Annotated in this window: 13 protein-coding genes; 10 read left to right on the top strand and 3 right to left on the bottom strand. The window is 60.8% G+C overall.

Features of this window, described 5'->3' with window-relative positions:
• Together G6041_RS06935 and G6041_RS06930 are read left to right on the top strand one after the other, a co-directional pair.
• The gene (locus G6041_RS06935; protein WP_007893951.1) at window positions 1-1,947 is read left to right on the top strand and encodes a DNA topoisomerase III; all 1,947 of its coding nucleotides are present in this window, start codon (window positions 1-3) and stop codon (window positions 1,945-1,947) included.
• A 101-nt stretch (window positions 1,948-2,048) separates the two neighbouring features.
• Window positions 2,049-2,330 carry a DUF1496 domain-containing protein gene (locus G6041_RS06930; protein ID WP_014729093.1) on the top strand — a complete coding sequence of 94 codons (282 nt, stop codon included), beginning with the start codon at window positions 2,049-2,051 and terminating at the stop codon, window positions 2,328-2,330.
• Here G6041_RS06930 and G6041_RS06925 read toward each other — a convergent pair.
• Both G6041_RS06925 and xthA read right to left on the bottom strand, forming a co-directional pair.
• A complete protein-coding gene (locus G6041_RS06925; RefSeq protein ID WP_012125022.1) occupies window positions 2,290-2,703 on the bottom strand; it encodes a pyrimidine (deoxy)nucleoside triphosphate diphosphatase in 414 nt (137 codons plus the stop codon). The two genes, G6041_RS06930 and G6041_RS06925, sit on opposite strands and share 41 nt — an antisense overlap.
• A 48-nt stretch (window positions 2,704-2,751) precedes the next feature.
• Window positions 2,752-3,558: an exodeoxyribonuclease III gene (gene xthA / locus G6041_RS06920; RefSeq protein ID WP_004386955.1), complete on the bottom strand. Its 807-nt coding sequence runs from the start codon at window positions 3,556-3,558 to the stop codon at window positions 2,752-2,754.
• Between the two features lie 81 nt (window positions 3,559-3,639).
• On the opposite strand from xthA, the gene G6041_RS21550 reads away from it, so the two are divergent.
• The 8 genes from G6041_RS21550 (at window position 3,640) to ves (ending at window position 11,625) form a co-directional block, all read left to right on the top strand.
• Window positions 3,640-3,774 carry a hypothetical protein gene (locus G6041_RS21550; protein WP_255311547.1) on the top strand — a complete coding sequence of 45 codons (135 nt, stop codon included), beginning with the start codon at window positions 3,640-3,642 and terminating at the stop codon, window positions 3,772-3,774.
• 225 nt (window positions 3,775-3,999) lie between these two features.
• Window positions 4,000-5,220, top strand: a complete 1,221-nt coding sequence (astC, locus tag G6041_RS06915; RefSeq protein ID WP_012125021.1) for a succinylornithine/acetylornithine transaminase — start codon at window positions 4,000-4,002, stop codon at window positions 5,218-5,220.
• Complete coding sequence (gene astA, locus G6041_RS06910; protein WP_084999218.1) at window positions 5,217-6,254, top strand: arginine N-succinyltransferase; 1,038 nt, start codon at window positions 5,217-5,219, stop codon at window positions 6,252-6,254. Before astC ends, astA begins: the two co-directional genes overlap by 4 nt.
• Window positions 6,251-7,729 (top strand): succinylglutamate-semialdehyde dehydrogenase, encoded by a 1,479-nt coding sequence (gene astD / locus G6041_RS06905; RefSeq protein ID WP_012125019.1) that lies wholly within the window; start codon window positions 6,251-6,253, stop codon window positions 7,727-7,729. The genes astA and astD overlap by 4 nt, the downstream gene beginning before the upstream one ends.
• The gene (astB, locus tag G6041_RS06900) at window positions 7,726-9,051 is read left to right on the top strand and encodes an N-succinylarginine dihydrolase (RefSeq protein WP_012125018.1); all 1,326 of its coding nucleotides are present in this window, start codon (window positions 7,726-7,728) and stop codon (window positions 9,049-9,051) included. The genes astD and astB overlap by 4 nt, the downstream gene beginning before the upstream one ends.
• A gap of 9 nt (window positions 9,052-9,060) precedes the next feature.
• Window positions 9,061-10,026, top strand: a complete 966-nt coding sequence (gene astE, locus G6041_RS06895) for a succinylglutamate desuccinylase (protein ID WP_012125017.1) — start codon at window positions 9,061-9,063, stop codon at window positions 10,024-10,026.
• A gap of 294 nt (window positions 10,027-10,320) precedes the next feature.
• Window positions 10,321-10,803 (top strand): ATP-independent periplasmic protein-refolding chaperone Spy, encoded by a 483-nt coding sequence (spy, locus tag G6041_RS06890; RefSeq protein WP_012125016.1) that lies wholly within the window; start codon window positions 10,321-10,323, stop codon window positions 10,801-10,803.
• A gap of 276 nt (window positions 10,804-11,079) precedes the next feature.
• Window positions 11,080-11,625 carry an environmental stress-induced protein Ves gene (gene ves / locus G6041_RS06885; RefSeq protein ID WP_014729086.1) on the top strand — a complete coding sequence of 182 codons (546 nt, stop codon included), beginning with the start codon at window positions 11,080-11,082 and terminating at the stop codon, window positions 11,623-11,625.
• On the opposite strand, the gene cho is transcribed toward ves, so the two are convergent.
• The gene (gene cho / locus G6041_RS06880; RefSeq protein ID WP_012125014.1) at window positions 11,616-12,497 is read right to left on the bottom strand and encodes an excinuclease Cho; all 882 of its coding nucleotides are present in this window, start codon (window positions 12,495-12,497) and stop codon (window positions 11,616-11,618) included. The two genes, ves and cho, sit on opposite strands and share 10 nt — an antisense overlap.
• Between the last annotated feature and the right edge of the window lie 51 nt (window positions 12,498-12,548).

Below are 12,548 nucleotides of genomic sequence, written 5' to 3'. Positions count from 1 at the left end.
ATGCGGTTGTTTATTGCCGAAAAGCCCAGTCTGGGGCGCGCCATCGCCGATGTGTTGCCGAAACCGCACCGCCGGGGCGACGGGTTTATTGAGTGCGGGAACGGCCAGGTGGTCACCTGGTGCGTCGGGCATCTGCTGGAGCAGGCGCAGCCGGACGCCTATGACAGCCGCTATGGCCGCTGGAATCTCGCCGACTTACCCATCGTGCCGGAAAAGTGGCAGCTCCAGCCGAAACCGTCGGTTGCAAAGCAGCTTAATGTGATTAAAAAGCTGCTGCGCGAGGCGCAGGAGATTGTTCACGCAGGCGACCCGGACCGCGAAGGGCAACTGCTGGTGGATGAAGTGCTCGACTACCTGCAACTGCCTGCGGAAAAGCGCCAGCAGGTGCGCCGCTGCCTGATTAACGATCTCAACCCGCAGGCGGTGGAGCGTGCTATCGATAAACTGCGCGAGAACCGCGAGTTTGTGCCGCTCAGCACCTCGGCGCTCGCCCGCGCCCGCGCGGACTGGCTTTACGGCATTAACATGACGCGCGCCTATACGCTGCTCGGGCAGAACGCGGGCTACCAGGGCGTGCTTTCGGTAGGCCGCGTCCAGACGCCCGTGCTGGGGCTGGTGGTGCGGCGCGACGAAGAGATTGAAAACTTTGTCGCCAAAGATTTCTTTGAGGTTAAAGCGCACATCGTCACGCCCGCGCAGGAGCGCTTTACCGCGCTCTGGCAGCCGAGCGAGGCCTGCGAGCCGTACCAGGATGAAGAGGGGCGGCTCCTCAACCGCGCGCTGGCGGAGCATGTCGTTAAGCGTATCGAAGGGCAGCCTGCGGTTGTCACCAGCTATAACGACAAGCGCGAAAGCGAAGCCGCGCCGCTGCCGTTCTCGCTCTCGACGCTGCAAATCGAGGCCGCCAGACGCTTCAATCTGAGCGCGCAGACGGTGCTGGATATCTGCCAGAAGCTATACGAAACCCACAAACTCATTACGTATCCGCGCTCCGACTGCCGCTATCTGCCGGAAGAACATTTCGCGGGCCGTCATGCGGTGCTGAAGGCGATTGGCGTTCACGCGCCGGATCTCCTGCCGCAGCCCGCGGTCGATCCGGAGCGCCGCAACCGCTGCTGGGATGACAAAAAAGTGGACGCCCACCACGCCATTATCCCGACCGCCCGCAGCGCGCCCGCGTCGCTCTCTGACGGCGAGGCGAAAATCTACGGGCTTATCGCCCGTCAGTACCTGATGCAGTTCTGCCAGGACGCGCAGTTTCGCAAATGCGTCATTGAGCTTGAGATAGCCGGCGGCAAATTTATCGCCAAAGCGCGCTTTCTGGCGGAGACGGGCTGGCGCGCGCTGCTTGGCGCGAAAGAGCGCGACGAAGAGAACGACGGCACGCCGCTGCCGGTGGTGGCAAAAGGCGACGAGCTGCACTGCGAGCATGGCGAAGTGGTTGAACGCCAGACCCAGCCGCCGCGCCACTTTACCGATGCCACGCTGCTCTCGGCCATGACCGGCATCGCGCGTTTCGTGCAGGATAAAGATCTGAAGAAGATCCTGCGCGCCACCGACGGACTTGGCACCGAAGCGACCCGCGCAGGCATTATCGAGCTTTTATTTAAGCGCGGTTTTCTTGAAAAGCAGGGGCGCTATATTCATTCGACGCCCGCCGGGAAAGCGCTGATCCACGCGCTGCCGGAGCTTGCCGCACGCCCGGACATGACCGCGCAGTGGGAATCGACGCTGACGCAAATCAGCGAGAAGCAGTGCCGCTATCAGGATTTCATGCAGCCGCTGGTGCAGACGCTCTACACGCTCATTGATCAGGCGCGCAGCGCCCCGGTGCGCCAGTTCCGCGGTCTGGTGGCGCCCCAGCAGGCGCAAAAACGCCGCGCGGGCAAGGGCGGCAAAAAGCCTGCGTCCCGCAAGCGCGGCAGCGCCCAGCCTGCGGCGGAGTAACCCGCCGCGCTAAACTCCGCGCCCGTTTCGCCGATAACGTCTTAAGGAGAGCGCGGCGCGCTATAGTGAAATCAGCATCACATCACAAGAGGGGAAACGGGGTGTCAGTGAAAAAAAGCTTACTGGCGGCGCTGGCGCTGCTGGCCACACTGCCGGCGGGTGCCGACAGGCTGCGCCCGGATGTGCAGGTCAACATACCGGAAGAGGTGTTCAGTACCGGCGGCCAGCGTTCGCAGCAGCAGTGTATTCAGTGCTGCGTCTATCAGGATCAAAACTACTCCGAAGGGGCGGTGATCAAAGCCGACGGTGTGCTGTTGCAGTGCCAGCGCGACGAGAAAACCCTCAGCACAAATCCGCTGGTGTGGCGTCGCGTGCGGACATAAACGCCTCAAGCAGTGGAATATCCGCCGGGGCGAGCGCATAGCCGAACGCCTCGCGCGGCTCACACCAGACGAGCGCGCTGTGGCATAACGCCTGCGGCTCGCCGTCGAAATCGTCCACCTGCCACGCATGTAACCGAATAACCCGCCCGGAAACCTCACGCGTGTGGCTTGCCACATACGCGCCGATACGCGCGCTTATCGCCAGCTCTTCGGCAAGCTCACGCGCCAGCGCCGCAGGCTGGCTTTCGCCCGGCTCCACTTTGCCGCCGGGAAATTCCCACAGCCCCGGCTGATCGCAATCAGGCGAGCGCTGCGCCAGCAGCACCTGGCCGTCGCGCACGATGATTGCCGCCACGACATCAATGATTTGCATGGTGATTTTCCGTAAAGGCTCCTCCCCGAGCAGGAGGAGCGGAACAGATTACAGCGAGAAGGTCGCCCAGACCGGCGCGTGATCGGAGGGTTTTTCCATCGCGCGGATATCGTAATCGATGCCGGTCTCAGCCAGGCGCGCCATCAGCGGATCGCTCGCCAGCAGCAGGTCGATGCGCAGGCCGCGGTTATCGTCAAAGCCTTTCGAGCGGTAGTCGAACCAGGAGTAGCGGTCGCTGGTTTCGGGGTTGGCGTGACGGAACGTATCTTTAAGCCCCCAGTTCAGCAGGCGGCCCATCCATTCACGCTCTTCCGGCAGGAACGAGCATTTGCCGGTACGCAGCCAGCGCTTGCGGTTCTCTTCGCCGATGCCGATATCCAGATCGCCTGGGCTGATATTCATATCACCCATAATCAGCACTGGCTTATCGTTGCTCAGCGCTGTTTCAAGATAGTCCTGCAAATCCTGATAAAACTTCGCTTTGGCCGGGAATTTCACCTCATGATCGCGGCTTTCGCCCTGCGGGAAATAGCCGTTAATGACCGTGATATCGCCAATAGAAGAAGGAATTTCGGCCATGATGATACGGCGCTGCGCTTCTTCGCCGTCGCCCGGAAAGCCGCGGCGCACGGAAACCGGCGTGGCTTTAGTCAGCAGCGCCACGCCGTAATGGCCTTTCTGACCGTGATAAAAAACGTTGTAGCCCAGTTTCGCCACCTCTTCGAGAGGGAACATATCGTCATGGACTTTAGTTTCCTGCAGGCCGATAACGTCCGGCTGATGCTGTTCCACCAGCGCGGCAAGCTGATGAGGGCGGGCGCGCAGGCCATTGATGTTAAAAGAGATGAATTTCATAGTCGCGAACACACTGGATGAACAAGAGTGGCGCGATGGTAACAGAAAAACCGCCCGCGCGTCTCCCGGCCCGGCAAGGTTGTGACGATTGTTAAAAGCGGCGCAAACCCTGTGCTTTTGCACCAGGACGGCGCGAGCGCCCTGAAATGGGGCGCGGTGATATGGCAAATCCCGGTCACGATCACAAATCCAGAACAATATTTTATCAATGCATAAAAGTGCGGGTTTTTTTATGGCGAAGGCCGCTTTGTCATAAAAGTATTCACTTTTTATGCAATAAAAGTGAATAACACTGATTCGTAACCTATTGATTTAACGTTACTGACTCTCCGGTATGCAGTTTCTCCTCTGGCTGGCACGAAGCGTGCAATCTACAGTAAGAGCGCAAGTGCACATTTAATTAACAACTAAACAACCTTTTATTTACCGGACGAGGTCGCTATGTCGCAGTCAATTACCCGCCAGAACTTTGATGAGTGGATGATCCCCGTTTATGCTCCTGCCGCGTTTATTCCGGTGCGGGCTGAGGGTTCCACGCTCTGGGATCAGGAAGGCAAAGAGTATATCGATTTCGCGGGCGGCATCGCGGTAAATGCGCTCGGGCACGCACACCCGAAACTGCGCGAAGCGCTGGAGACCCAGGCGGCGAAAATCTGGCATACCGGCAACGGGTATACCAACGAGCCGGTGCTGCGCCTCGCCAAACGTCTGATTGACGCCACCTTCGCCGATCGCGTTTTCTTCTGTAACTCCGGCGCGGAAGCCAACGAGGCGGCGCTGAAGCTCGCCCGCAAATATGCCCATGACCACTACGGCGCGCAGAAAAGCGGCATTGTGGCGTTTAAAAACGCGTTCCACGGTCGCACGCTGTTTACCGTCTCCGCTGGCGGCCAGCCTGCGTATTCCCAGGATTTCGCGCCGCTGCCACCGCAAATCAGCCATGCCGTGTTTAACGATCTCGATTCCGCCGCCGCGTTAATTAATGACGACACCTGCGCGGTGATTGTCGAGCCGGTGCAGGGCGAGGGCGGCGTGGTGCCTGCCACTAAAGCCTTCCTGCAGGGTCTGCGCGAGCTGTGCGATCGCCATAACGCGCTGCTGATTTTTGATGAAGTGCAGACCGGCGTGGGCCGCACCGGCCACCTCTACGCTTATATGCATTACGGCGTGACGCCGGATGTGCTCTCTACCGCCAAAGCGCTTGGCGGCGGTTTCCCGATTGGCGCGATGCTCACCACCGAACGCTGCGCCGCCGTGATGGGCGTCGGTACGCACGGCACCACCTATGGCGGCAATCCGCTGGCGGGTGCGGTCGCAGGCCAGGTGCTGGATCTGGTGAACACGCCGGAGATGCTCAATGACGTGAAAGCGCGTCACGACGCGTTTGTCGAGCAACTGAACGCCATGAATCAGCGCCTCGGGCTGTTTAAAGAGATCCGTGGCCTGGGGCTGCTCATCGGCTGCGTGCTGAAAGACGAGTATGCGGGCAAGGCGAAGGCGATTTCGCTCGCCGCCGCGAAAGAAGGCGCGATGGTGCTGATCGCGGGCGCTAACGTGCTGCGCTTCGCGCCTGCGCTCAACATCAGCCATCAGGAGATTGAAACCGGGCTTGCCCGCATGGCGCGCGCCTGCGAAAACTGGCTGAAGGAGGGTGCATCATGATGGTGATTCGCCCCGTCGCACACCACGACGTTCCGGCGCTGCTGCGCCTCGCTGCGAAAACCGGCGGCGGGTTGACGTCGCTGCCGCTGGATGAAAAAACGCTCAGCGCGCGCGTCGAGCGCTCCCTGCAAACCTGGCGCGGCGAACTGCCGCCAGGCGATCAGGGCTATGTCTTTGTGCTGGAAGATACGCAAAGCCGCACGGTTGCCGGCATTTGCGCCATTGAAGTGGCCGTCGGACTCAGCGAGCCCTGGTATAACTACCGTGTGGGCACGCTGGTACACGCCTCAAAAGAGCTGAATGTCTACAACGCACTGCCGACGCTGTTTCTCAGCAACGATCACACCGGCAGCAGCGAGCTCTGCACGCTGTTTCTCGACCCGGAGTGGCGCAAAAACGGCAACGGCTATCTGCTCTCTAAATCGCGCTTTATGTTTATGGCCGCGTTTCGCGAACGCTTTAACGAAAAAGTGGTGGCGGAAATGCGCGGGGTCATTGACGAACACGGCTACTCGCCGTTCTGGGAAAGTCTCGGCCAGCGCTTCTTCTCGATGGAATTCAGCCGCGCCGATTATCTCTGCGGTACCGGCCAGAAGGCGTTTATCGCTGAGCTGATGCCAAAACACCCCATTTATACCCAGTTTCTTTCTGAAGAGGCGCAGTCGGTTATCGGCCAGGTTCATAAAGACACCGCGCCCGCGCGCGCCGTGCTGGAGGCCGAAGGATTTCGCTATCGCAACTATGTCGACATCTTCGACGGCGGGCCGACGCTGGAGTGTGATATCGACCGGGTGCGGGCTATCCGTAAAAGCCGCCTCGTGGAGGTCGCGGAAGGCCAGCCGGTTACCGACGACGAACTGCCGGCCTGCATGGTCGCCAACGAAAATTACGATAACTTCCGCGTGATGTTAATCCGCGCCAGACCGGACGCCGACAGGCTGATTCTGGACGCCGCCACGCTGGATGCCCTGCAATGCCGCCACGGCGATCGTGTACGCCTGGTGCGCCTGTGCCCTGAGGAGAAAAAAGTATGAGTTTATGGATCAACGGTGAGTGGACAACGGGGCAGGGCGAGGCGCTGGAAAAACGCGATCCGGTGGGCAGCGGCCTGCTGTGGCAAGGACATGCGGCGGACGACGCGCAGGTGCAAGCGGCCTGCGCCGCCGCCCGCGCGGCGTTTCCGGCCTGGGCGAAACGGCCCTTCGCCGACCGTCAGGCTATCGCTGAGAAATTCGCGGCGTTGCTTGAGGCGAACAAAACAGAACTGACGCGCATCATCGCGCTGGAGACCAGCAAACCGCGCTGGGAGGCGGCCACCGAAGTGACCGCGATGATCAATAAAGTGGGCATTTCGCTCAAAGCGTACCAGACCCGCACCGGCGAACAGCACTCGCCGATGCCGGACGGCGCGGCCACGCTGCGCCACCGTCCCCACGGCGTGCTGGCGGTTTTCGGGCCGTATAACTTCCCCGGTCACCTGCCAAACGGTCATATCGTTCCGGCGCTGCTCGCGGGCAACACGCTGGTGTTTAAACCGAGCGAACTGACGCCGCACACCGGCGAAGCCGTGATGAAACTCTGGGAGCAGGCGGGCCTGCCTGCGGGCGTGCTGAATCTGGTGCAGGGCGCGCGCGCGACCGGCCAGGCGCTCTCCGCCCGGCCGGAACTTGACGGCCTGCTCTTTACCGGCAGCGCCGGCACCGGTTATCAACTGCACCGCCAGCTGGCGGGGCAGCCCGAAAAAATTCTGGCGCTGGAGATGGGCGGTAATAACCCGCTGATTGTCGAAGATCCTGACGATATCGACGGCGCGGTGCATCTGGCGATCCAGTCGGCGTTTATCACCGCCGGGCAGCGCTGCACCTGCGCGCGCCGCCTGCTGGTGAAACGCGGTGCTGCGGGCGACGCTTTCCTGGCGCGCCTCGTTGAGATCGCCGGACGTTTACGCCCCGACCGCTGGGACGCCGAGCCGCAGCCGTTTATGGGCGGGCTTATCAGCGCGCAGGCGGCGGAGCGGGTGCTGGAAGCCTGGCAGGGGCATCTGTCGCGCGGCGGCAAGCCGCTGTTAACGCCAGCCCTGGTGCAGGCGGGCAGCTCGCTGCTCACGCCCGGTATTATTGAGCTAACCGGCGTGCGCGACGTGCCGGATGAAGAGGTCTTCGGGCCGCTGCTGGGCGTCTGGCGTTACGACGATTTCGACGAAGCGATTACGCTTGCCAACGCCACCCGTTATGGACTTTCCTGCGGGCTGATTTCGCCGGTTCGCGAGAAATTCGACCAGCTGCTGCTGGAAGCGCGCGCCGGTATCGTGAACTGGAACAAACCGCTGACGGGCGCGGCGAGCACAGCGCCGTTCGGCGGTGTCGGGGCGTCCGGCAATCACCGTCCGAGCGCCTGGTATGCGGCCGATTACTGCGCCTGGCCGATGGCCTCGCTGGAAAGCCCGACCTTCGCGCTGCCGCAGACGTTAAACCCCGGCCTCGATTTCAGCGGGAAGGAGCAGGCATGAAAGCACGTGAAGTCAACTTTGACGGGCTGGTGGGGCTGACGCACCACTACGCCGGGCTCTCTTTCGGTAATGAGGCCTCGACGAAACATCGTTTTCAGGTCTCTAATCCGAAGCTTGCCGCCAGACAGGGGCTCGCGAAGATGAAAGCGCTGGCGGACGCCGGTTTCCCGCAGGCGGTGATCCCGCCGCAGGAGCGGCCGAACCTTGCGGCGCTGCGCCAGATTGGCTTTACCGGCAGCGATCAACAGGTGCTGGAGAAAGCCTGGCGCGCCGCGCCGCATCTGCTTTCGGCCGCCAGCTCCGCATCGTCGATGTGGGTGGCGAACGCAGCAACGGTCTGTCCGTCCGCCGACGCGCTGGATGGCAAAGTGCATCTGACCGTGGCGAACCTTAACAATAAATTCCACCGCGCCAGCGAAGCGCCCGGCACCGAACGGCTGCTGCGGGCGATTTTCCGCGACGAGTCCCGCTTTGCCGTACACGGCGCGCTGCCGCAGGTGGCGATGTTCGGCGACGAAGGCGCGGCCAACCATAACCGGCTTGGCGGCGACTACGGCGAGCCGGGGCTTCAGCTTTTCATCTACGGGCGCGAAGAGAGCGGGGCACTGGTGCCTGCCCGCTACCCGGCGCGCCAGACGCTGGAAGCGTCGCAGGCCGTGGCGCGGCTTAACCAGGTGGATCCGCAGCGCGTTATGTTCGCGCAGCAAAACCCGGCGGTCATCGACCAGGGCGTGTTCCATAACGATGTCATTGCGGTCTCCAACCGCCAGGTGCTGTTCTGCCACGAGCACGCGTTTTTGCATCAGCAGGCGCTGTTCGATGCGCTGGCTGAAAAAGTACCGGGCTTTACGCCGCTGGTGGTGCCCGCAGGCGCGGTGTCGGTGCAGGACGCGGTAGAAACCTACCTTTTCAACAGCCAGCTGCTGAGCCGCGACGACGGCACTATGGTGCTGGTGCTGCCTGAGGAGTCGCGTCGCCACGAAGGCGTCTGGCGTTATCTGAACACGCTTGTGGCGGCGGATAACCCGATTAGCGAGCTGAAAGTTTTTGACCTGCGCGAAAGCATGGCCAACGGCGGCGGCCCCGCCTGTCTGCGCCTGCGTGTGGTGCTGACGGACGACGAGCGCCAGGCGGTGAACCCGGCGGTGATGATGGACGACACGCTCTTTACGCGGCTTAACGCGTGGGTGGATAAATATTACCGCGACCGGCTGACGCAGGAAGATCTGGTAGACCCGCAGTTGCTGCGCGAAGGGCGCGAGGCGCTGGATGAACTGTCGCGCCTGCTTTCTCTCGGCAATGTCTATCCGTTCCAGCAGTAAGGAGACGCCGTGGACGATTTTATTGCGAAGACGCTGCGCGGCGAGACGCCCGCCAGGACAACACTGCAACGCGGCGGTGTGACTATCGAGTGGCTGGATGAAGGCATTCTGCAACTGACGCCCGCAGGCGAGGTGCGCGGCGCGCTGGTGGTGAGCGCGGGCATTCACGGTAATGAAACCGCGCCGGTCGAGATACTGGAGCAACTCCTCGCGCCGCTGGCGCGTGGCGAGCGGCCGCTCGTCTGGCGGCTGCTGGTAGTGCTCGGCAGCCCGGCGGCGCTGCGGGCCGGACGCCGGTTTGTCGATTACGATCTTAACCGTCTTTTCGGCGGGCGCTGGCAAACCGCCACGCCGGGTGTGGAAACCGCCCGCGCGGAACGTCTTGAGCAGGCGCTGGAGACGTTTTTTGCGGCAGGCGATGAAACGGTGCGCTGGCATCTGGATCTGCATACCGCCATTCGCGCGTCGCGCTTCCCGCGCTTTGGCGTACTGCCCGCGCGCACGACGGCGTGGCCGGAGGATTTTCTCACCTGGCTTGGCGACGCCGGGCTACAGGCGCTGGTATTTCATCGCGCGCCAGGCGGCACCTTCACGCACTTTTCCTGCGAGCGCTTCGCAGCACTCAGCTGTACGCTGGAGCTTGGGAAGGCGCTGTCGTTCGGCCAGAACGATCTCAGCCAGTTCGCCCCAACGCAGCGGGCGCTGTCGGCGCTGCTGGACGGCTCGCCCGCGCCTGCCGCTATGGATGCGCCGCGCCGCTTTGAGGTGGCGCAGCAAATCACCCGGCGAAGCGATCGCTTTGTGCTGCATATGTCCGCTGAGACCGAAAATTTCACGGCATTCGACGCAGGCACGCTGCTTGCGGAAGATGGCGATGAGCGCTATTACGCGCAGGAAAATGAACGGGTGCTGTTTCCGAATCCCTCTGTCGCGCTCGGTTTACGCGCGGGATTAATGCTGCGGGAAATTAAATAATATGCGGCCCCCTGTGGGCCGTAAAAATAATGCGGATAATTCTGAGCGCGGCGCTTTATTTTACAGCGGTGCGCTTATATACTGCGCTCACACTCTCTTCACAATCAATCGGTTGTGATATTTAAAGAATCTTCTCCTCCGTTTTTCCTTATTTTCTCCATAATCGCACAATAATTGTTTTTTATGCTTTCACTGTTTTACTCAGACTCTGACTGATTGACGAATCTGCCCGTAGAATTAATCTCGTCAAGGCGACAACCTGTTGCTGAATTAACTGAAAGTAAGGACAACATTATGCGTAAATTAACGGCTATCTTCGTTGCTTCCACCCTGGCGCTTGGCGCGGCTAATCTGGCACAGGCGGCGGAGACCCCGGCACCTGATGCGAATAACGCACCGATGATGCACCATAAAGGTCCGCGCGGCCCGCATCACGATATGATGTTCCAGGGGCTGAACCTGACCGATGCGCAGAAGCAGCAAATTCGCGACATCCGTAAAGCCCAGCGTGAAAAATTCGAGCGTCCGTCGCTGGAAGAACGCCGCGCGATGCACAATCTGATCGCCAGCGACAGCTTTGATAAAGACAAAGCGCTGGCCCAGATCGATAAAATGGAAGCGCAGCATAAAGCCCGTATGCTGGCGCACATGGAAACCCAGAACAAAATTTATAACGTGCTGACGCCGGAGCAGAAAAAGCAATTTAATGCCAATTTTGAGAAGCGTCTGACAGAACGTCCGGCTCCGGAAGGTAAAATGCCCGCAGATGCAGAATAATTTCTGACTGGCTTAAGACCGTCGGTTTTGGCAAGCGTCCTTTGATGGCGCTGGCCAGGGCCGGCGGTTTTTCTTTTCCCACGCCTCTTGCCACGTAATTTCTGTTGGTTATCATTCATCGCTGCCGCCGTGCGGCGCATTTAGCCTGCGTATGTTAAGGATCTGCGTTCGCCATCCTCTGACGTGCCGATAATCAGGCCTGTAAATGCATAACAATAATTTTTGCCGCAGTACGCCTGTGGCGACTGGCGCATGATGCGCGTTCCAGGAGTGGGGATGGAATTTTTCGACGTCAAAAAGATGCCGGTGAACCTGTGGCGTAATGGCGCAGGCGAAACCCGCGAGATCTGTTGTTACCCGCCGAGCCGGGATTTTAACTGGCGCGCCAGCATTGCTTCTCTTGCCAGCAATGGCGAATTTAACGTCGTGCCGCAGGTTGACCGCGTGGTGACGCTGCTGGATGGCGGTGAAGTCACATTGCTTGGCGGCGGCGCGTTTCGCCATACCTTAAAGCGTCATCAGCCGTTTACCTTCGCAGGCGAACACCCGGTACGCGCCGAGCTGACTGACGGGCGCATGTCGCTTGATTTTAATCTGATGACCCGGCGCGATCGCTGTCGCGCGCAGGTGCGCGTCGCCGATCGCACGTTTACCACTGGCCGCGCGCGCGGCGGGATTGTGTATGTTTTAAGCGGTGCCTGGCAGCTTAACGATAAACTGCTGACGCCGGAGCAGGGCGCCTGGTGGCAGGAGGGAAGCCATACCCTCCGGCTGCTGAAGGCCGAAGGGCAGGTGCTGTTTAGCGAAATTACTTATCTCTGAGGCGCGTGCGCGCCGATTTCCACTATCTCATGCTCGCCGCTGATAAGCGGCTTGCACAGAATTCGATAGCCGTCGTTATCGAAGCCCTGCGGCGCGCGCGAGATGCTCGCCGCGTCGCTTAACGAGGCGACCGATCCCAGCCAGTACCAGTTATGGATGATATGGTACTGCGTCATGTCACCGAAACTCTCCCGCAGCCCGACCGGGCCGTCCCACGGCCAGCAGATAACGCGCATGCGCTCCAGCGCCTCCATCAGGCGCGCGTTGTGCGCCTCCAGCGGCTCTTTACCGCAGCAGGCCCCCGCGCAGCGTTTCAGCGCCGAGCGGAAACAGGCGCGCCCCGGGCGCACGGATTCCAGCCCCAGCAGGCCGTAGCAGAGCTGTTGTTCGTCAGCGATAGACTGCAGCGTGCCGAGCGCCGCGCGGCGGCTCGAAAAGAGTCCATACAGGCCCGGCTGGTGCGAGAAATCGACATCGCGCGCGTAAACCACGTCCGGTTTTTCGCCTTTGAACTGCAAGGAGCAGAGCTGCCGGTTACGGCGCAACCGTTTATTAAACAGCGGCTGCTGCTCTTTGATCATCTGCGCTTCTAAGAGCAGCGCGCCGATTTCACCCGCGGTGCGGATAAACGTGATGCGCCGCGACTGACGCAGCATGGAGGCTTCATCCGGCGTACGCAGGTGCGACAGCACCCGGCTGCGAATATTGACGCTTTTGCCGATATAGAGCGGCATGGTTTCGCTTTCGCCATGAAAAACATAGACGCCGGGATGCTTTGGCAGATCGTCAAGCCACGGACGCAGATGCTCGGGATATTCATAAATTGCCGCTTTTTCAAACTCCAGCCGCGGCGCGCCAGTACGCCTTGCCACATCACTCTCCTGAATACTGTTTACTTATCCAGTCTATCAGGGAATGTGTGG

The organism is Cronobacter sp. HA18003 (assembly GCF_011605905.1).
Lineage (GTDB): Bacteria > Pseudomonadota > Gammaproteobacteria > Enterobacterales > Enterobacteriaceae > Cronobacter > Cronobacter sakazakii.
The sequence above is the reverse complement of the archived record's forward strand: the minus strand, read 5'-3'. Positions and strand labels throughout refer to the sequence as shown.

Bases quoted from the DNA above. Each gene is read 5' to 3' on its own strand.
- G6041_RS06935 (WP_007893951.1), top strand. From the start codon at position 1: ATGCGGTTGTTTATTGCCGAAAAGCCCAGTCTGGGGCGCGCCATCGCC.
- G6041_RS06925 (WP_012125022.1), bottom strand. From the start codon at position 2,703: ATGCAAATCATTGATGTCGTGGCGGCAATCATCGTGCGCGACGGCCAG.
- xthA (WP_004386955.1), bottom strand. From the start codon at position 3,558: ATGAAATTCATCTCTTTTAACATCAATGGCCTGCGCGCCCGCCCTCAT.
- astC (WP_012125021.1), top strand. From the start codon at position 4,000: ATGTCGCAGTCAATTACCCGCCAGAACTTTGATGAGTGGATGATCCCC.
- astA (WP_084999218.1), top strand. From the start codon at position 5,217: ATGATGGTGATTCGCCCCGTCGCACACCACGACGTTCCGGCGCTGCTG.
- astD (WP_012125019.1), top strand. From the start codon at position 6,251: ATGAGTTTATGGATCAACGGTGAGTGGACAACGGGGCAGGGCGAGGCG.
- astB (WP_012125018.1), top strand. From the start codon at position 7,726: ATGAAAGCACGTGAAGTCAACTTTGACGGGCTGGTGGGGCTGACGCAC.
- spy (WP_012125016.1), top strand. From the start codon at position 10,321: ATGCGTAAATTAACGGCTATCTTCGTTGCTTCCACCCTGGCGCTTGGC.
- ves (WP_014729086.1), top strand. From the start codon at position 11,080: ATGGAATTTTTCGACGTCAAAAAGATGCCGGTGAACCTGTGGCGTAAT.